Source organism: Spirillospora sp. NPDC048823, assembly GCF_043198445.1.
Lineage (GTDB): Bacteria > Actinomycetota > Actinomycetes > Streptosporangiales > Streptosporangiaceae > Spirillospora.
The window spans coordinates 58,747-76,999 of the sequence record NZ_JBICUT010000011.1; the positions used below are offsets into that span (position 1 = coordinate 58,747).

Below are 18,253 nucleotides of genomic sequence, written 5' to 3' on the forward strand. Positions count from 1 at the left end.
CGTGGGCGCGCGAGCGTTTTGGGAGACTGCCGTCATGACTGGTGGTTCGTTCAGCAGAGTCGGAGTCGTCGGACTGGGCACGATGGGCGCGGGCATCGCCGAGGTGCTGGCGCGCGGCGGCCTCGCGGTCGTCGGCATCGAGGTGAACCAGGACGCGCTGGAACGCGGGCGCGGGCACCTGGAAAGCTCGACCGGACGGGCCGTCAAGCGCGGCAGGCTCACCGAGGACGCGCAGCGCGAGATCCTCGGCCGGGTCGCGCTGTCGACCGACTTCGCCGACCTCGGCGACTGCGACCTCGTCATCGAGGCCGTCCCGGAGCGGCTCGACCTGAAGCGCAAGGTCTTCGCCGAACTGGACCGGGTGTGCCGGGACGACGCCGTCCTCGCCACCAACACCTCGTCGCTGTCGGTCACCGACATCGCGGTCACCACCGGACGTCCCACCAAGATCGTCGGGGTGCACTTCTTCAACCCGGCGCCCGTGATGAAGCTCGTCGAGGTCATCGCGACCGTCCTGACCGAGCCGGACGCCGTGACCCGCGTCGCCGGCCTCGTGGCGGGCCTCGGCAAGACCCCGGTGACGATCGGGGACCGCGCCGGCTTCGTCGCGAACCGGCTGCTGTTCGGATACCTGAACCAGGCCGCGTCCATGCTGGAGTCGGGGCACGCGACCCGCGACGACATCGACACCGCGATGAAGGTGGGCGCGGGCCTGCCGATGGGCCCGTTCACCCTCATGGACCTGATCGGCCTCGACACCTGCCTGGAGGTGCTCGAAGCGATCTACGCCGAGTCGCGCGACCGGCGCCACGCCGCATCCCCGCTGCTGCGCGAACTCGTCACCGCCGGGCTCCTCGGCCGCAAGACGGGCCGCGGCTTCTACACCTACGACACGTCCGCCGCCGAACCCGCGGCGGAGGCGGCCGGCGGCCCGAAGCCGGTCGTGGGCATCGTCGGCGTCGGCCCCCTCGCGGACGCGATCGCCGCGCTGTGCGACCGGGCGGGCGCCGAGGTCCGCGACTCCGCCGCCCGGTTCGCCGACTGCGACCTGATCGTCGAGGCCGCGGAGGACGCCGAGGCGGGGCGTGCGCTGCTGTCCGCCGCCGCCCAGGCCGCCAAGCCCGGTGCCGTGCTGGCCGTGACGTCGGTGTCCGGCCCGGTGATCGAGCAGGCGATGGCGACCGGCCGTCCCGCCGACGTCGTCGGCCTGCACCTGCCCGACCCGGCGGGCACGCTCGCCGAGGTCGCCGCCACGGTCGCGACCGACCCGCGGATCGCCGACCGGGCCGCGGACCTCGCCGGACGCCTCGGCCTCACCGTCGTGCGCTGCCGCGACCGCGCCGGCTTCATCGTGGACGCCCTGCGCTTCCCGTACCTGAACGACGCCGCGGCGATGCTCGGCGCCGGATACGCCGACGCCGACTCGATCGATGCCGCGATGACGCTCGGCTGCGGCTACCCGACGGGCCCGATCGCCGACCTCGACCGGCTCGGCCTGGACCGCGCGGTCACCGTCCTGCGCGCCCTGCACGCCGAGACCCGGGACCCGGCCCTGGCCCCCACCCCGCTCCTCACGGAACACGTGACCGCCGGAAGCCCGCTGTACTGAATATCCTCGAAGGCATGAGCCCCCGGAAGAATCGTCGTGCGCTGTCCGGACGTCCCTCGCGGGGCGGCGGGGGAGTGTGGGCGCAGGAGACCGAGGAGGGCCCGGACGGCGCATGGATCGTCCGGGCGATCTCCGGGGCCGCCGCGACGAAGGCGTACCGGTGCCCGGGGTGCGACCAGGAGATCCCGCCGGGCGTCGCGCACGTCGTCGCGTGGCCGGCGGACGACCGGGGCGGCGAGGACCGCCGGCACTGGCATCGCCCCTGCTGGCAGGCCCGCGGCCGGCGTTCGCCCCGCATCATGCGTTCGCGTGACGCGCCGCGCTTTTAGCCCTTGACCGGGGTTCGTCCCCGAAATGAACAGAGGAGAGCCATGGCGGAGATCAGGGCGGCGACGGTGCTGCCGGCGCGGCGCGAGGAGATCACGCTGCACACCTCCGACGGGCTGAAGCTGGTCGGTGAGATGGCGCTTCCCCTGGACCGGCCGCCGGTGGCGACGCTGGTGTGCCTGCATCCGCTGCCCACTGCTCAGGGCATGATGGACAGCCACGTCCTGCGCAAGGCGTCCTACCGGCTGCCCGCGCTCGCCGGTGTCGCCGTGCTGCGGTTCAACACACGCGGGACGACGTCGGCGCGCGGCACGAGCCAGGGCGAGTTCGGCGAGGGGGAGACCGAACGGTTCGACGTGGCGGCGGCGCTGGAGTACGCCGAGTACCACGATCTGCCGCACCCGTGGCTGCTCGGCTGGTCGTTCGGCACCGAACTGGCTTTGAAGTGGGGGCGTGACCCGCTGGTCGAGGGCGCGATCCTGCTGTCCCCGCCGCTGAGACGGGCGGGTGACGCGGACCTGGACGCCTGGGGCGCCGACGGACGGCCCGTCGTGGCGCTGGTCCCGGAGTTCGACGACTTTCTGCGTCCGGCGGAGGCGCGGGAGCGGTTCAAGCGCGTCCCGCAGGCCGAGGTGGTCGCGGTGGAGAACGCCAAGCACCTCTGGGTGGGCGAGCCGTACGTCCGGATCGTCCTGAACGAGATCGTCAAGCGGGTCGCTCCGACGGCGGCCCCGCTCCCCACTGAATGGGACGAACCGGGCGAATAACCTCATGCGGCCGATCGCGGCCACTCTCGTAACGCATGACCCGATAGCGGGTAACGATGGGCTTAGTGATCGCGTTCACGGCGGCCCGACCGGGACGCCGTGAGGAGGGACCGCCCATGACCGTGCAGCTGTACGCCAGGGATGTCGGAACCGGCACGCCACTCGTCCTGCTGCACGCCTTCCCGCTCTCCTCGGCGATGTGGCTCGGCCAGCGGGAGGGCCTCGCGAACCGGTTCCGCGTCATCACCCCCGACCTGCGCGGCTTCGGCGGTTCCGTGCTCGGCGACGACGAGCCGTCGATCGACGCGATGGCCGACGACGTCGCCGGTATGTTCCGGCGCCTCGGCGTCGGCCGGGCCGTCGTCTGCGGGCTGTCGATGGGCGGCTACGTGGCGATGGCGCTGTGCCGGCGGCACCCCGACCTCGTCCTCGGCCTGGTGCTGGCCGCCACCCGCGCCGCCGCCGACGCCGACGCCGTCCGGGAGGCCCGGCTGCGGCAGGCGGGCCGGCTCGAACACGACGGCACCACGCAGATCCTGGTGGACGAGGTCCTGCCCGGCCTCGTCGGACCCACCACGCTGCGCCAGCGCGCGCTCATCTACGGGCGCGTGCGCGGACTCGTCCAGGCCACCCCGCCGCACGCCGCCGCGTGGGCGCAGCGCGCCATGGCCGGACGCCCGGAGGCGTTCGGCACACTCCGCGGCATGCGGGTGCCCGCCCTCGTCATGATCGGAGACGAGGACGCGCTGGCCACCGAGGACGAGGCCCGCGCCATGTCCGACGCGCTGCCCAACGCGGAACTGCTGGTCATGCCGCGCGCCGGGCACCTGTGCGCGGTGGAGCAGCCGGACCTGTTCAACCAGGCCGTGGCGGAGTTCGCCGCCGCCCTGGCCCGCACCAGCCGCTGAGCGTTCGGCGGGTGGCTAGATCACCTCTTGCCGGGGCATGACGACCTCGCGGATCAGCAGTGAGATCGCCGCCGCCGTCGGGATCGCCAGCAGCGCCCCGACGACACCGAGCAGCGCCGCGCCGACCAGCGCCGCCACGATCGTCACCGCCGGCTGCACGTCCACCGTCCGTTTCATGACGCGCGGATACACCACGTAGTTCTCCACCTGCTGGTAGAGCACATAGAAGATCACGCAGGCGATGAGGTCCGTGGTGTCGCCGGTCAGGAACGTCACCAGGGACACCACCACCGCGCCGATCGTCGCGCCGACCAGCGGGATCAGGTCGGTCACCGCGACGATCAGCGCCAGCGCCAGGGCGTACTTCACCCCGAGGACCGACAGGAAGATGTACGACGTGACGCCCGCGATGAACGCGATCGTGAACTGCCCGGCGACGTACCCGCCGATCCGGTCGAGTATCTCGTCGCCCAGCAGCGCGACGCGCGCTCTTCGGGAGCGCGGGGCGAGCTGGTAGAAGAACGTCTTGATCTGCGGCAGCGAGCTGAGGAAGTACAGCGTCAGGATCAGGATCGTGATCGTCTGGAAGACGCCGCTGACCGCGACCTTGCCGATGCCGGTGGCGGTGTCGGTGAGGCTGTTCTGGAAGTCCGGGCTGTTGACGGCCTTCTCGGCGCGGTCCAGGAGCCCGTAGCGCTTGTCCCACTCGGCCAGCGTCTTGTTGTTCTGCAGCTGCTCGACGTACTCGGGGATGCTCTTGCGCAGCTCGGTGACCTGCTCGGTGACCGGCTGGACGAGTGAGGCGACGAAGCCCGCGAAGAAGAGGATCACGACGAGGAACACCGTCGCGACCGCCGCGCCGCGCGGGAACCCGAACTTGCGGAGCCGGTCGACCGCCGGGTTCAGGCCGACCGCGAGGAACATCGCCACCACGATCATCACGATCACGGACTTGGCGTTCGTCGCGGCCCGCACCAGCAGCCACGCGGTGATGACGCCGAGCGCGGCGGTGAACCCGAACACGAACGGGTGGGCCCGGCCGAGCGGCTGGCCGGGCCGCCCGAACGGGAACAGGTGGTCGACGCCGGCCTCGCGCCTGCGCTGCTCCACGTCGTGCGCCGGGTCGGGCGCGTCCGAGGCCGGTGGCGCCTTTCCCGGCGCCGGTACCGGAGCCGGGAGGTTGACGGGCGTGCCGGTGGCCGGGTCCCGCTCCCCGGACGGCTCGTCGATCTTCTCGGGCTTCAGCGCACCGCTGGGCGCGACGGCGTCCTTGCCCGGTTCTTCTGGTTCCCCCGGCCCGCCGGCCGTCGTGTCGTCGTCCGCGGTGTCGTCGTCCGCGGCGGTGTCGTCCGTCGTCGTGTCGTCGTCGGCGGGCGGGGTGGGAGCGGGGACCTTGCGGCCGGTCGCGGGACCGCCCTCGCCGGGTATCGCCTCCGGCCCGTCCTCGTGGGGGGTCTCGTTGGACACGCCGCTCTCCTCTTCCATCCTGCCGTGGTCATGCCGCACGCCGCGTCGCGGGCCTGGGCCGCGCTACAGGGTGAGACGACGGAAAGCCTAGAGGCGTTTCCGCTGCCTCTAGGCTTTCCGTCACGTTCGGGCCATTGTCAGATGACGGTCACTCCTGCCACCAGTCCTCGTCGTCCTCCTCGGACTTGGCGGCGGGGGCGGCCTGCTTGGCGGGCGCGGCCTTGCCCGCGGGCTGCTGCTGTCTGGGCTGCTCGGCCTGCTGCGCCGGGGCCGGCTTGGGCTCGGCCGCGGGGATCGCGGCCTTCTCCGGGGGCGCGGCCAGCTCGGCGTCGCCGCCCAGGTTCGGCGCGACACCGCCGATCAGCTGACGCAGCTGGTTGAGGTGGCTGGTGATGCTGTCGCGCTGGCGGGTGAGCTCGTCGACCTGCCGCTGCGCCGCCGTCCGGACGCGGTCGGACTCGGCCTTGGTCTCGGCGAGCAGCTGCTCGGCCTGCGCCTTGGCCTCGGCGATCACATTGTCGGAGTTCTTGCGCGCGTTGGCCATGAGCTGCTTGGCGTGCGAGTCGGCCTCACGCCGTGTCTGCTCGGCCTGCTGGGTGGCCTTGGCGGCCCGCTGCTCGGCGGACGCGGCGCGCTGCTCGGCCTCGGCGACGAGCTTCTGCGTGGCGGCCTGGGCATTGGAGTGCCGCTCGGCGTCCTGCCGGTCGGCCTCCTCGCGCCGGGCGGCCAGCTGGATCTCGAACTCGGCCTCGGCCTGGGCGCGCTGGGCCTCGCTCTCCTCCAGAATGCGCTGGGCCTGGGCCCGCATCTCGTCGGCCTGCCGCTTGGCCGTCGTGAGGATCTCGTCCCGCTCGCGCTTGGTGGACGCGCGCAGCTGCGCGACCTCGCGCTCGGTCGTGGTCCGCAGCTTGGCGATCTCGCGCTCGGCGCCGGCGCGCTTCTCGGCGACCTCGTGGTCGGCGGTGGCGCGCAGCTTGGCGACCTCGCGCTCGGTCGTGGAGGTCAGCTCGTCCGCCTCGCGGCGGGCGGAGGTTCGCACCTCCTCGGCCTCGCGCTCCGCCGCGCCGCGCATGTCGTCGCCCTCGCGCTGGGCGTTCGCGCGCAGTTCGGCGGCGTCGTTCTCGGCGGTGGCGCGCTGCTCGGCGGCATCGACCTTGGCCGCGGCCTTGATCTCGTTCGCCTCGGAGCGTGCGGCCTGCACGAGCTCGGTGGCCTGCTCCTCGGCGAGCCTGAGCAGCTGCTCGATGCGCGCGCCGAGACCGGAGTAGGTGGGACGTTCCTGCTCCTGCAGCTGACGATGGGCGTCCGACAGCTCTCGCTGCATGGCCTGTGTCTGCTCGCGGGTCTGCCGGACCTCGTTGTCGAGCGTCTTGATGTGCTCGTCGACCTGGTGCCGGTCGTAGCCGCGGAGCACCACGTCGAATTCGCGCGGGGGCGTGTCTTCAAAGAAGTTGCTGAGCTGGGCGTCGATGTCGGACTGCATGTGGCTCAATCCTGATGTGACGGGGCTACGGGTAGTTCCGGGGACCGGTTGATCGCCTGACATGACGGGCGCAGTGCCCCAGACCTCTTCCGGCGACTGAAGCGTACTCCGGACGCTGCCGTGTTGGGGGCTCATCTTGACGCGCTGCGTATTTTGTCCCTTTTGTGTACCTGACCTCCGCGTGGGTCGCCGCCCAGGTGCGGGCACCACAAATGCACCAGATGTGGCGCAACGGTCACACAGCGGCGGTCAGTACCCCGTCGTCGGCGACAGTGATATCGAACACGTCACGATCCGATCGCGCCCCTGCGGCGCCGCCGCTCGAAGATCACGCGCGTCCGTCAGCGCTTCTGGACGAGCTCGGTCAGGACGCCGTGGCAGTCCTTGGGGTGCAAAAAGTTGATCAAGGATCCCATGGACCCGTTGCGCGGCGCGTCGTACAGGACCCGGACGCCCTTGCCCGCGATGCCGGCCGCCTCCTCCGCGACGGTCCCGTCCGTCCCGAACGCGATGTGGTGCACGCCCTCGCCGTTCTTCGCCAGCCACTTGGCGACCGCCGAGTCGTCCCGGATCGGCTCGATCAGCTGCAGATAGCTCGCCGCCCCGTCCCCCGTCTCGTTGATCTTGAGCATGCACTCCCGGACGCCCTGCTCCTCGTTCACCTCGAAGTGCGCGTCGGTGAAGCCGTAGGTCGCCTTGTAGAACTCGACGGTGGCCTCCAGGTCATGACACGCGATGCCGATGTGGTCGATACGGGTCAGCATGGGCTTTCTCCCTACTCGGACGGCCAGGCGGGGGCGAACGGAACCGAACACGGTTCTCCTGGGTATGGTGGCAAACGTCGCCGCAGCACCACCCTGGAGGCCCCCTCATGACCGCCACGTCCGTGATCGTCGCCGGAGCGCGCACCCCCATCGGGCGCCTGATGGGCTCGCTGAAGGACTTCTCCGCGGCCGACCTCGGAGCGCACGCGGTCAAGGCGGCGCTGGAGCGCGCCGGGGTGTCCGGCGACCAGGTGCAGTACGTGATCCTCGGCCAGGTCCTGCAGGCGGGCGCGGGCCAGATCCCGTCCCGGCAGGCGGCCGTCAAGGCGGGCATCCCGATGAGCGTCCCGTCGATCACGATCAACAAGGTGTGCCTGTCCGGCCTGGACGCGATCGCGCTCGCCGACCAGCTGATCAGGGCCGGCGAGTTCGACATCGTCGTGGCGGGCGGGATGGAGTCGATGACCCAGGCCCCGCACCTGCTGCCCAAGTCGCGCGGCGGCTACAAGTACGGCACCGTCGAAGTCCTCGACCACATGGCCCACGACGCGCTGACGGACGCGTTCGACGGCATCGCCATGGGCGAGTCGACCGAGATGCACAACGCGAAGCTGAACATCTCGCGCGAGGAGCAGGACGAGTTCTCCGCCCGCTCCCACCAGCGCGCCGCCGAGGCCACCAAGAACGGCGTGTTCGACGACGAGATCGCCCCAGTGGAGATCCCGCAGCGGCGTGGTGAGCCGATCGTGTTCTCCGCCGACGAGGGCGTGCGCGGCGACACCACCGCCGAGTCGCTGGCCAAGCTGCGTCCCGCGTTCAGCAAGGAGGGCACGATCACCGCCGGCTCGTCCTCGCAGATCTCCGACGGGGCCGCGGCGGTCGTGGTGATGTCCAAGGCCAAGGCCGAGGAACTCGGGCTGACGTGGCTCGCCGAGATCGGCGCGCACGGCAACGTCGCCGGCCCGGACAACTCGCTGCAGTCCCAGCCGTCCAACGCGATCAAGCACGCCCTCGGCAAGGAGGGCCTGAGCGTGGACGACCTGGACCTCGTCGAGATCAACGAGGCGTTCGCCTCCGTCGGCATCCAGTCGATGCGCGACCTCGGCATCGGACCCGACAAGGTCAACGTCAACGGCGGCGCCATCGCGCTCGGCCACCCGGTCGGCATGTCGGGCGCCCGCATCGCCCTGCACCTGGCCCACGAGCTGAAGCGCCGCGGCGGCGGCGTCGGCGCCGCCGGCCTCTGCGGCGGCGGCGGCCAGGGCGACGCGTTGCTTATTCGTGTCCCGACCCGGCCGCTCGCCTAGCGGCTCACGACCGATCGGTGCGTCTTACTGCGGCTTGGGCTGGTGGACGGTGACCGTTGTGAAGCCCAGGGCCTTGAGCATGTTCTCCAGCATCGCCTTGGTGTTGGCGTCGGCGCGTTCCTTCAGGCCGCTCTGGGCGGCCGCCGTCTGGATCTTCTGGGCCGCCAGGACGTAGAACTGCTGCTGGTCGGCGGGGTTGCCGCTGAAGAAGTCGCCGAAGCGGTCGAGCAGGCCGCGTTCGGTGGCGTGGACGTAGCTGTGCTTCGGGTCGAGGTTGGTCTTCTCCAGCTGGGCGGGCGGCAGCGTGATGGTCGCGGACGTCCGGTCCGCGTTCACCTTGACGGCGCCCGAACCGAGCTTCGAGAAGTCCACGTAGGCGTCGACGGAGCCGTTCCCGACGAACAGGGTGCGCTCGCCGCGCAGCGACCCCGGCAGGAACTTGGCGTCCTTCTCCAGGTCTACGATGACCTGGAAGTTGCCGCTGGCAGCCTCGTAGCGGTGCAGGTCGCGGATGGACTTCAGCAGGACGGGCCCGCTGCGGTCCTTGGTCTCCACGCCGAACGGGTTCAGCCATCCGGGGAGACCGCGCAGTGCCTGCTGGGCCACGAGCACGACCGCGATGGTCGCGACGATGAGCAGGACCGGGGTGATCATCCCGCGCCGCGAAGCGCGGGACCGGACGGTGGACGCCTTGCGGGGTGCGTCGTTCTTCTGTTCCGGGCGAGCCATGTACGGGGGCATTCCCGGCAGGAACGTCTCGTACCTGGCGTGCCGGTTAGGTCGATGTGAGCGAAGCCATACCGTGGGGCGAAACCCCTGGCGGGGGCAGTTGCGTTGGGACGGGTGTGGACATGATTCGTGTTTTCCGCCTCGTCTCCATCGCCGAGGCGGCCTCCTTCCTCCTGCTGCTCCTGGTCGCGATGCCGCTGAAGTACGGTGCGGACGCGGAAGTGGGCGTGCAGCTGATGGGGCCGATCCACGGAGTCCTGTTCATGGCCTACGTCGGGATGGTCTTCCTCGTCCGTGAGGCGCTCCGCTGGGACTTCAAGCGCACGGTGCTGGCACTGGGCGCCGCCGTGCTGCCGGTCGCCCCGTTCCTCGTGGAGCGCTACTGGACCAGGCCCGCGAACTCGACCGCAGCGGGCGCCGCGCCTGCCGCGCGCTGACGGTGATGAACTTCTGCGTGGTCGCGGCCGGCTGGGGGTCCGCCGCGGCCGCGCAGAGGATGACCGGGCTCGGCCGGCCCGGCCGCGGGGCTTGGGTGTCCGCTGCGGCCGCGCAGAGGATGACCGGGCTCGGCCGGGCCGGCCGCGGGGCTTTCGGCTCGCGGTGACCTCGCGTCCTTCGCCGCGCGTCCGGAGTGCTTAGACTGCTCTGCCGGGCGGCGGGTCTTGCCGGTCCGGAAGTCGGCGGGGCCGAGCGAGCAGGCCCGGTAGTCGGCGAAGTTGAGCCGCAGCCAGGCGCGGCGCCGGGATTCGCTCCAGGACGCGAACCGGCGTGCCGCGCGGGTGTCGGCGATGACGGGAGGGACGTCGCCGAGAAGCCACGCGTCGACCAGCGCGCGGTAGCCGTTCGGCGAGGCCGCGCAGGCCCGGGCGTCTCTGAGGCTTCGGCTGATCTGCCGGACGGCCCGCGCCGCGTACCCGGGCGCGAGTTCCTCATCGAGATGGACGGTGGCGACGCCGTCCTCCACGGAGACGGGGGTCCCCGCGGGACGCTGCTCCACCTTCGTGAACGCGCCGGGGGTGTCGTTCAGGCGCGCGGCGAGGGGAGTGGCCGCCGCCATCAGCCGGGGCAGCGCGTCCCGCAGGGCGGGGTGGACGCACACGGTCAGCGGCCATTCCCTGCAGACCGGCGCCGCCGCCACGGGCGCGACCGTCCCGCCGGAGCCGTACAGGCCGTGCGTGGCGGTGACCGTCGCGGCCAGTGCAACCACAAGCGGGAGAACGAGCAGGAATCGCCGCGTCGCCCACATCACATAGCCGAGGATCAGCGCGGTGGTCAGGCCGACCGTCCAGGTGACCTGGTCGACGAGCACCTGCGGGCGCAGGGTGGTGAACAGGGCGATGTGGTCGAACGCCGCCGGGGGAAGCAGGCTCCACCACGACACGCCCGGGACGCGCAGCGCGGCCCACAGCGATGTCACGGCGAGGATCAGGGCGGCTGTGGCGCGGTGGGGGACGACGCGTCCGGCCAGGTAACCCACGACGACGTGCAGGACGAGTGAGCCCGCACCGGCGACGATGCCCATCGGGTGGGGATGCCCCGACTGGCCTTGGAGCAAGGTGACGGCGACGACCACGATCGTGACCGCGATGTAGGAGACCAGCGCGGCGGCGGACAGCAGCAGCAGGTCGAACAGCACACCGGTGGCGGGGGAGCGCGCGGTGAGGTCGCGCAGATAGTCGAGGGGACGTTCCCGTACCGCGGTCCAGGCGGCCAGTCCCGCGGCGACGGGGCCGAGGAAGCGGACCGAGTTGACCAGTGCGACGACGGTGTTGTCCCAGTACGCGACCGACGGGCACAGCGACAGCACGGCCGCCGCCGTCCCGACCGAGGTGAGGACCGGCACCGCGACCAGCAGTGCCGTGCGACGGGCGTCCAGCCGGAGCACCCGCCCCAGGTCAGACACCGGTGGCGCTCCCGGCGGGCGGCCGCCTCGCCCGCAGCCCCGTCAGCTGCGGCAGCGGCACGCTGGGCAGCGTCATCTGCGGCAGCGCCGGCCGCGCGGGCCGGCGCTCCGGGGGCACGAGCGAGGGCACCGGTTCCGCGGGTGCCACCGGATCCGCCGGGTCGGCGCCGCGGCGGTCGGCGGCGGTGCGGCCGCGGCGCGCCGTGGCGGACCGGGTGGGCTGTTCGGTCAGCCGGCCGCGTGCGAGCGTGAGGAGGCGGTCGCACCATCCGGTGAGCGTCCCGCCGGCGTCGGCCGTGACCATCACCGTCGGGGCGAGAGTGCGCAGCACCGGGATCAGTTCCGCCATGGCGGAGGTGAGCATGTGGTGCCCGGGGCCGCCGGCGCCGGTGGGCCACGGTTCGGCGGCGGCGCACAGTTCGCCGAACGGGTCGTCCAGGAACACCGCGTCGGGCTCGTGGACGCACGCGGCGGCGAGCCCGGCCCGCAGCCGGACGTCGGGCGGCAGCAGCGCCAGTTCGGTGCCGGCGGCCTCGGCGAGATCGAGCCGCCGCACCATGGAGCGCGCGGCGGACGCGCTCGTCCGCTTGTAGTAGGCCGCGTACTCGACGAACTCCCCGGCCGTCATGTGCTCCGCCCGGGTGAACCGCGCCGGCAGGTATCCGATCCGGGCGCGTGCGGCCCGCACGCCGGTGGTGTGCGCGACGTCGTGCCCGAGAATGTGCAGCACGCCGGCATTCGGCCTGCGCAAGGTCGCGAACGTGGCCAGCAGAGTGGATTTACCGGCGCCAGGTGGACCGGCCAGGCCGACCACGCCTTCGGGTACGCCGAAGGTCACCGGGCGCAGGAGCCACCGCCCCCCGCGGCGGACACCCATTCCTCGGGCCACGATCACGGAATGATCCGCGATCACAAGTTTCCCCCCATTGCTCGTCATGCGTTCGCGGCGGCGGGCTGCGAGCCCGGTGACCGGGTGCGCCGGTGGCCTCGGTCCCCCAACCCTGCCACGCGGTGCCCGCCGGGCCGGGCCGCCGTACGGCGGTTCCGGCGCGCCGGTCGCTTTTGCCGTGCCGCGATGCATCGACATCGTGACTATAACCGGGCTTGGTGATGGCTGCCAGCAATCTTTTTGCCTTTACGGCAGGACGCCTGGATTCTTTGCCCGCCGCACCCTAGGCGAGAATTCGAAAAGGCGGGCAATTGCCGAACTGGGCGCAGAATCGGGACGTGCCGGGCGTCCAGTGCGGACGCCGCGCTCCGCTGGGAGCGTACGGACGCGCGGTCGCACGCGCTCATGAGGCAGGATGGTCCCATGCCTTCTCGGGACTTTTCGTTGCACGGGGCCATCGATCTGGGGGCGCGCCAGTCGGCCGCCAGGAAGCAGCAGGAACGCCGGGCCCAGGGCGGCGGCGCGTCCGCCGGTGCGGGCGCCCCCGCCGGCCAGTACGTCGTGGACGTCACGGACGAGACGTTCAACACCGAGGTCGTGGAGCGGTCGCAGTCCGTTCCCGTCCTGGTGGACTTCTGGGCCGAGTGGTGCGGTCCGTGCAAGCAGCTCGGGCCGATCCTGGAGAAGCTCGCCACCGAGGCGGCCGGCAAGTGGGTGCTGGCCAAGGTCGACATCGACGCCAACCCGCAGCTCGGCGCGTACATGCAGCAGATGGGGGTGCGCGGCATCCCGTTCGTGGCGGCCGTCGTCGCCGGGCAGCTGCTGCCGTTCCTGAACGGCGCGGCGCCCGAGCCGCAGGTGCGCCAGGCCATCGACCAGCTCTTCGAGGCGCTGCGCAAGGAGGGCATCCTGCCGGACGCCCCCGAAGGCGAGCAGCCGGTCGCGGACGAGGCGGGGGCGCTCGCTCCCGACCCGGTGTACCAGCGGGCCGAGGACGCGCTGCAGCGCGGCGACCTGGACGGCGCCAAGACGGCCTTCGAGGACATCCTCGCCGCCGACCCGCGCGACGCCCAGGCCAAGCAGGGGCTCGCGCTGGTGGAGCTGAGCCTGCGGGTTCGGTCGCTGGACGCCGAGGGCGCCATCCGGGACGCCGGCGCGAAGCCCGGCGACGTCCAGGCGCAGATCAGCGCGGCCGACGTGGAGATGGTGTCCGGCCAGATGGAGCAGGCGTTCGACCGGCTGCTGACCGCGGTGCGCGGCAGCGCGGGCGACGACCGCGACGCCGCGCGCAAGCACCTGCTGTCGCTGTTCGAGCTTCTCCCGCCGGACGACCCGCGCGTCGCCAAGGCCCGCCGCTCCCTCCAGTCGGCTCTGTTCTGACCGGTTACGTGCCGGTCTGCCGGTTCTGATCCGTTCTGACCGAGGTCGAGACGGGCATGATCCGGATGTGAGCGCGGGCCGGGACGAGCCGCGCGGATCGGGACACCCGACCGTGATGTTGAGCGTATGCTCGATGACAACGACCGCGCCCGGACGGCCTACGTGAAGCACTTCTACGGGGCCGACCCCGCCGATCCGCGGCTCTACCACCTCGTGATCGACTCCACGGGGCTGCCCGTGCCCGCGACCGTCGAGCTGATCGTCGTCGCGGCGCTGGCGCTGTGAGCCGCGGGACGGTCCGGGCCGCGGCCCCCGGACGCACCGTCCCGGACGCATCGTCCCGGCCGGAGCGGCGCGCACGGGACATCGACGACCCGTAGCAGAGGGAGCAGTTGCCGTGGCGAGCGTGCCAAGCGTGTCGTACTCGATCACCGTCCGGCTGGAGGTCCCGGCGGGCGGCAGGGCCGTCAGCCAGATCACCCACGTCGTGGAGAACGCCGGCGGCATCGTCACGGCCCTCGACGTCAACACCGCCGGCCACGAGACGCTGCGCATCGACGTCACGATCGCGACCCGCGACACCCAGCACGCCGAGGCGATCTCCGGCGCGCTGGAGAAGATCGAGTCCGTCAAGATCCACAAGGTCAGCGACCGGACGTTCCTGATGCACCTCGGCGGCAAGATCGAGATGCAGTCCAAGGTGCCGCTGCGCAACCGCGACGAGCTGTCGATGGCCTACACGCCCGGCGTCGCCCGCGTCTCCCTCGCCATCGCCCGCAACCCCGAGGACGTCCGCCGGCTGACGATAAAGCGCAACAGCGTCGCGGTCGTCACCGACGGCTCGGCCGTCCTCGGCCTCGGCAACATCGGCCCGGAGGCCGCGCTGCCCGTCATGGAGGGCAAGGCTGCGCTGTTCAAACGGTTCGCCGGGATCGACGCGTGGCCGATCTGCCTCGACACGCAGGACACCGACGAGATCGTCCGGACCGTGCAGATCCTCGCCCCCGCGTTCGGCGGCATCAACCTGGAGGACATCTCCGCGCCGCGCTGCTTCGAGGTCGAGGCCCGGCTGCGCGAGCTGCTGGACATCCCCGTCTTCCACGACGACCAGCACGGCACCGCGATCTGCGTGCTCGCCGCGCTGACCAACGCGCTGCGCGTCGTCGGCAAGGACATCGGCTCCGTCCGCATCACGATGGCGGGCGCGGGCGCCGCCGGCAGCGCCATCCTGAAGCTGCTGATGTACGCGGGCGCCCGCAACCTCGTCGTCTGCGACGCGCTCGGCGCCGTCCACAAGGGCCGCGGCGACATGGACGACTCGCTCTGCTGGATCGCCGACCACACCAACGCCGACGGCTACTCCGGCGACCTGCGCGGCGCCGTCAAGGACGCCGACGTGTTCATCGGCGTGTCGGCCCCCGCCATCCTGAACGGCGGCGACATCGCCACGATGAACGACGACGCGATCGTGTTCGCCTTGGCCAACCCCGAGCCCGAGGTGTCACCGGACGAGGCGCGCGAGCACGCCGCCGTCGTCGCCACCGGCCGCAGCGACTACCCCAACCAGATCAACAACGTGCTGGCGTTCCCCGGCGTCTTCCGCGGCCTGCTGGACGCCCAGGCCGACATCGTCACCCTGGACATGCTCGCCGCCGCCGCCAAGGCCCTCGCCGAGGTCGTCACGCCGGACGAGCTGGGCCCCAACTACATCGTCCCCAGCGTCTTCCACCCGGACGTGAGCAACTTCGTCGCCGGCGCCGTCCGCGAAGCCGCCGGCGGCCGCCCCCGCACCGAAGCCTGATCGACGCAACGACCCCCGGCCACCAGAGCACGGCTCGTGACGGGGGTTCCAGCGGGTCGGCCCCCTGGGCTACTGAGACTTGTTCGGGAAGATCTGGTCGCGGCGGCGGGGCCAGATTCCGCCGTACCAGAAGATGATCGCGCCGGTGACGATGATGGCGACGCCGGTCGCGCCGCGCGCCCACAGGACGGCGTCGGGCCCGGTGTGGGGCAGTTCCTCCGGCGGGGTCTTGGTCGGCGCCGCGCCCGCCTTCTCGCAGTTCGCCTTCACCGTCTTGCTCTCGATCCGCTTGTTGGCCCAGGTGACGGTGATGCGGGTGCGGCGGTCCTCGCGGAGCTCGACGGCCACCGACCGGGTCGAATTAGCGCGGATCTCGCCGGGGATCGCGGCGGTGCCGTCGTTCTTCTCGACGCTGAAGTCCTCGTTCTGCTTCCCGGAGTTGCGGATCGTGACCTTCACCGTGCCGGCCGGGCAGGACACCGACCCGATCGAGGCCGTCACCGGCCGCGCCGGAGGCTTGGGCGACGGCGACGTCTTGGACGGGCCGGGCGACGGCGAGGTCGCCGTACCGGACGGGCTCGGGCTCCCGGACGTGGTGGCGGAGGTGGAGGCACGTGACTCCGGTGACCCCCAGTCGAACAGCATCGGGATCAGGAGGAGCGCCCCGATGACGAAGAACACGGCGGCGATGACGACCCTGGGCAACTGCACGCTGTCCTCCCCGGCCCGCCGGGCGCACACCAAGCGGGTGGCCGATGATGCTAGATCATTCTTAACCTAGGTCCTTGTGATGCCGATATCCCCATCGATAGGAATGCGTAACAGGCTAACGAGAAGGGGGACGTGCCGCCGGAGGTCCGCGCAACGCATGATGGAACCCATGGAAGACGGCATCAGGGTGGGGCTTCTGCTGGTGGCGACCCCTCAACTGGAGGATCCCAACTTTCGGCGCAGCGTCGTCCTGCTTGTCGAGCACGACGGTGACGGCGGCACGCTGGGCGTTGTCCTCAACCGGCCGACGGAAATTCCCGTCGACCGTGTGCTGCCGCCGTGGGCCGAGCTCGTCACCGGGCCGGCGGTGGTGTTCCAGGGTGGTCCGGTCGGGCTGGAGAACGCGTTGGCCCTGGCCCGCCTCCCCGGGGAGGACGAGCCGCTCGGATGGCGCGCCCTGGACGGCGGCGCCGAGGTCTCCCGTGTGGGTCTCGTCGACCTGGAGGCCCCTCCCGGTCTGCTGGCGGCCGAGCTGCTGCAGCTGCGGGTGTTCGCGGGCTACGCCGGATGGTCGGCCGGGCAGCTGCACGCGGAGATCGAGGACGGCTCCTGGTATCTGGTGCCGGCCGAGGCCGGGGACGTCTTCGCGGCCGACCCGGACCGGCTGTGGCAGGAGGTTCTGCGCAGGCAGGGCGGCGACCTGGCGTTCGTCTCCACTTTTCCCGAGGACCCGACGCTGAACTAAGGTGGACGACGTGAGTACGAAGATCCTTCCCGACGGCGACACCCAGACTGATGTCAGGCCCGACCTCTCGCACGGTGACGGCGACCATGAGCGGTTCGCCCACTATGTGAAGAAGCAGAAGATCACCGAGAGTGCGGTGACCGGCACGCCGGTGATCGCGCTGTGCGGCAAGGTCTGGGTGCCGAACCGGGATCCGAAGAAGTATCCCGTCTGCCCGGAGTGCAAGGAGATCTACGAGACCATGAAGCCGGGCGGCAAGGGCGACGAGTGAACGGCCGCTGAGAGGCGGCTGACGGCGCGCCGCCCGTTCCGGCGTGCGCGCGTGCGGTCCCGCGGTCGCGTTCCACCTCTGGGGTGTCCCCCTAGGAGACGCTGACTGCGGGACTTCGGTGTTTCATACATACGGGGGATGAATGCGGCGGTTGGCCGGGGTTTCGGTGTGCGCACTGTTGGTTACGGTGTGTGCTGTTCCAGGTTCGACGAGTGACCGGGTGCCGGTGCGGGCCGCTCCGGCGCCGGGACGGGCGGACGGATGCGTCCCGGATCCCGTCGCGCGAAGGGCCCATCCCGGAGCCCGGCCGCGCGACCGCGCCGATCTCGGCCATGACCAGGTCGTCTCCATGCTCGCCGATCTCCGGCGGACGCTCCTCGACCGCTTCGGCACCTCCGACGAACGGAACCTCGACTCGACGCTGCGCAGAGCGCGGCGCGTCGTCGTCCCGGTGCGGTTCCACGTCGTCCACAGCGGACGCAAAGGCAAGCTGTCCAAGAACGACATCCGCCGCCAGATCTCCACGCTGAACGCCGCGTACGGAGGCAAGAAGGGCGGCGCGGACACCCGCGTCAGGTTCCGCCTGGCCGGCTACGACCGCACCGACGAACCGGCCTGGTTCCACAACCCGCAGAGGTACGAGAGCCCGATGAAGCGCCGTCTGCGCAGGGGAGGGCGTCGCACGCTCAACATCTACACCGCCGCCGTGGGCACGGACGTGCTGGGCTTCTCCACGTTCCCCCAGGGGTACCGCGAGAACCCGCGCATGGACGGCGTCGTCGTCGACTACCGGAGCCTGCCGGGCGGGTCGTTCGGTCCGTTCGACCACGGTTACACGGCCGTCCACGAGATCGGGCACTGGCTCGGCTTGTTCCACACGTTCGAGGGCGGCTGCTTCTCGCCGGGGGACGGGGTGGCCGACACCCCCTACGAGGCGCGGCCGGCGGAAGGATGTCCTCACTCCCGGGACACATGCCCGCAGCGGGGGCGTGATCCCGTGCACAACTTCATGGACTACGCCCACGACACCTGCATGCGGGAGTTCACCGCAGGTCAGGGCCGTCGTATCCGGGCGGCCTGGGCCGCCTACCGGTCACGCAGGAGCGACCGCCGGACTGTGGAACCGGGCACAGCGGGGGCCACCGGGGCACGAACTGTCGGTGGGGCTCGGTAGCCTTCGATGACCGTGAGC

General features: G+C 71.5%; 19 protein-coding genes. 12 read left to right on the plus strand and 7 right to left on the minus strand.

Going from position 1 to position 18,253, the window contains the following annotated elements; translation table 11 throughout:
• Positions 1–34 precede the first annotated feature (34 nt).
• The 4 genes from ACGFK0_RS24270 (at position 35) to ACGFK0_RS24285 (ending at position 3,611) form a co-directional block, all read left to right on the plus strand.
• The gene (locus ACGFK0_RS24270; protein WP_392908426.1) at positions 35–1,609 is read left to right on the plus strand and encodes a 3-hydroxyacyl-CoA dehydrogenase family protein; all 1,575 of its coding nucleotides are present in this window, start codon (positions 35–37) and stop codon (positions 1,607–1,609) included.
• Between the two features lie 14 nt (positions 1,610–1,623).
• Positions 1,624–1,938, plus strand: coding sequence for an ATP/GTP-binding protein (locus ACGFK0_RS24275; RefSeq protein WP_392908428.1), 315 nt, complete (start codon positions 1,624–1,626; stop codon positions 1,936–1,938).
• A gap of 42 nt (positions 1,939–1,980) precedes the next feature.
• Positions 1,981–2,703, plus strand: coding sequence for an alpha/beta hydrolase (locus ACGFK0_RS24280; protein WP_392908430.1), 723 nt, complete (start codon positions 1,981–1,983; stop codon positions 2,701–2,703).
• A 116-nt stretch (positions 2,704–2,819) separates the two neighbouring features.
• Complete coding sequence (locus ACGFK0_RS24285) at positions 2,820–3,611, plus strand: alpha/beta fold hydrolase (RefSeq protein ID WP_392908433.1); 792 nt, start codon at positions 2,820–2,822, stop codon at positions 3,609–3,611.
• Positions 3,612–3,626: 15 nt separating this feature from the next.
• Here ACGFK0_RS24285 and ACGFK0_RS24290 read toward each other — a convergent pair whose 3' ends face one another.
• The 3 genes from ACGFK0_RS24290 to mce all read right to left on the minus strand — a co-directional run bounded on the left by ACGFK0_RS24290 (position 3,627) and on the right by mce (position 7,325).
• Positions 3,627–5,078 (minus strand): AI-2E family transporter, encoded by a 1,452-nt coding sequence (locus ACGFK0_RS24290; protein ID WP_392908435.1) that lies wholly within the window; start codon positions 5,076–5,078, stop codon positions 3,627–3,629.
• A 148-nt stretch (positions 5,079–5,226) separates the two neighbouring features.
• Positions 5,227–6,561: a DivIVA domain-containing protein gene (locus ACGFK0_RS24295; protein ID WP_392908438.1), complete on the minus strand. Its 1,335-nt coding sequence runs from the start codon at positions 6,559–6,561 to the stop codon at positions 5,227–5,229.
• A gap of 341 nt (positions 6,562–6,902) precedes the next feature.
• The gene (gene mce / locus ACGFK0_RS24300) at positions 6,903–7,325 is read right to left on the minus strand and encodes a methylmalonyl-CoA epimerase (protein WP_392908441.1); all 423 of its coding nucleotides are present in this window, start codon (positions 7,323–7,325) and stop codon (positions 6,903–6,905) included.
• Positions 7,326–7,432: 107 nt separating this feature from the next.
• On the opposite strand from mce, the gene ACGFK0_RS24305 reads away from it, so the two are divergent.
• On the plus strand, positions 7,433–8,632 hold the full coding sequence (locus tag ACGFK0_RS24305; protein ID WP_392908444.1) for an acetyl-CoA C-acetyltransferase: 1,200 nt from the start codon (positions 7,433–7,435) through the stop codon (positions 8,630–8,632).
• Between the two features lie 24 nt (positions 8,633–8,656).
• Here ACGFK0_RS24305 and ACGFK0_RS24310 read toward each other — a convergent pair whose 3' ends face one another.
• Positions 8,657–9,361, minus strand: coding sequence for a DUF4230 domain-containing protein (locus ACGFK0_RS24310; RefSeq protein ID WP_392908447.1), 705 nt, complete (start codon positions 9,359–9,361; stop codon positions 8,657–8,659).
• A 122-nt stretch (positions 9,362–9,483) separates the two neighbouring features.
• Here ACGFK0_RS24310 and ACGFK0_RS24315 point away from each other — a divergent pair, with 122 nt between their 5' ends.
• A complete protein-coding gene (locus tag ACGFK0_RS24315; protein ID WP_392908449.1) occupies positions 9,484–9,798 on the plus strand; it encodes a DUF3817 domain-containing protein in 315 nt (104 codons plus the stop codon).
• Here ACGFK0_RS24315 and ACGFK0_RS24320 read toward each other — a convergent pair.
• Together ACGFK0_RS24320 and ACGFK0_RS24325 are read right to left on the minus strand one after the other, a co-directional pair.
• Entirely contained in the window at positions 9,741–11,264 is a 1,524-nt protein-coding gene (locus ACGFK0_RS24320; protein WP_392908451.1) for a hypothetical protein, read from the minus strand. The two genes, ACGFK0_RS24315 and ACGFK0_RS24320, sit on opposite strands and share 58 nt — an antisense overlap.
• Positions 11,257–12,201, minus strand: coding sequence for an ATP-binding cassette domain-containing protein (locus ACGFK0_RS24325; protein WP_392908454.1), 945 nt, complete (start codon positions 12,199–12,201; stop codon positions 11,257–11,259). The genes ACGFK0_RS24320 and ACGFK0_RS24325 overlap by 8 nt, the downstream gene beginning before the upstream one ends.
• Before the next feature lie 375 nt (positions 12,202–12,576).
• Between ACGFK0_RS24325 and ACGFK0_RS24330 the strand changes: the two genes are divergently transcribed.
• From ACGFK0_RS24330 to ACGFK0_RS24340, 3 genes are all read left to right on the plus strand, one after another.
• On the plus strand, positions 12,577–13,533 hold the full coding sequence (locus tag ACGFK0_RS24330) for a tetratricopeptide repeat protein (RefSeq protein WP_392908457.1): 957 nt from the start codon (positions 12,577–12,579) through the stop codon (positions 13,531–13,533).
• A gap of 96 nt (positions 13,534–13,629) precedes the next feature.
• On the plus strand, positions 13,630–13,818 hold the full coding sequence (locus ACGFK0_RS24335) for a cytidylate kinase family protein (RefSeq protein ID WP_392908833.1): 189 nt from the start codon (positions 13,630–13,632) through the stop codon (positions 13,816–13,818).
• Positions 13,819–13,930: 112 nt separating this feature from the next.
• Complete coding sequence (locus ACGFK0_RS24340) at positions 13,931–15,334, plus strand: NAD-dependent malic enzyme (RefSeq protein WP_392908460.1); 1,404 nt, start codon at positions 13,931–13,933, stop codon at positions 15,332–15,334.
• A gap of 69 nt (positions 15,335–15,403) precedes the next feature.
• Here ACGFK0_RS24340 and ACGFK0_RS24345 read toward each other — a convergent pair whose 3' ends face one another.
• A complete protein-coding gene (locus tag ACGFK0_RS24345) occupies positions 15,404–16,045 on the minus strand; it encodes a hypothetical protein (RefSeq protein ID WP_392908462.1) in 642 nt (213 codons plus the stop codon).
• 169 nt (positions 16,046–16,214) lie between these two features.
• On the opposite strand from ACGFK0_RS24345, the gene ACGFK0_RS24350 reads away from it, so the two are divergent.
• From ACGFK0_RS24350 to ACGFK0_RS24360, 3 genes are all read left to right on the plus strand, one after another.
• On the plus strand, positions 16,215–16,790 hold the full coding sequence (locus tag ACGFK0_RS24350) for a YqgE/AlgH family protein (RefSeq protein ID WP_392908465.1): 576 nt from the start codon (positions 16,215–16,217) through the stop codon (positions 16,788–16,790).
• Between the two features lie 10 nt (positions 16,791–16,800).
• Positions 16,801–17,061, plus strand: coding sequence for a DUF3039 domain-containing protein (locus ACGFK0_RS24355; protein WP_392908468.1), 261 nt, complete (start codon positions 16,801–16,803; stop codon positions 17,059–17,061).
• A 349-nt stretch (positions 17,062–17,410) separates the two neighbouring features.
• Positions 17,411–18,235, plus strand: coding sequence for a zinc metalloprotease (locus tag ACGFK0_RS24360; protein ID WP_392908471.1), 825 nt, complete (start codon positions 17,411–17,413; stop codon positions 18,233–18,235).
• Positions 18,236–18,253 lie beyond the last annotated feature (18 nt).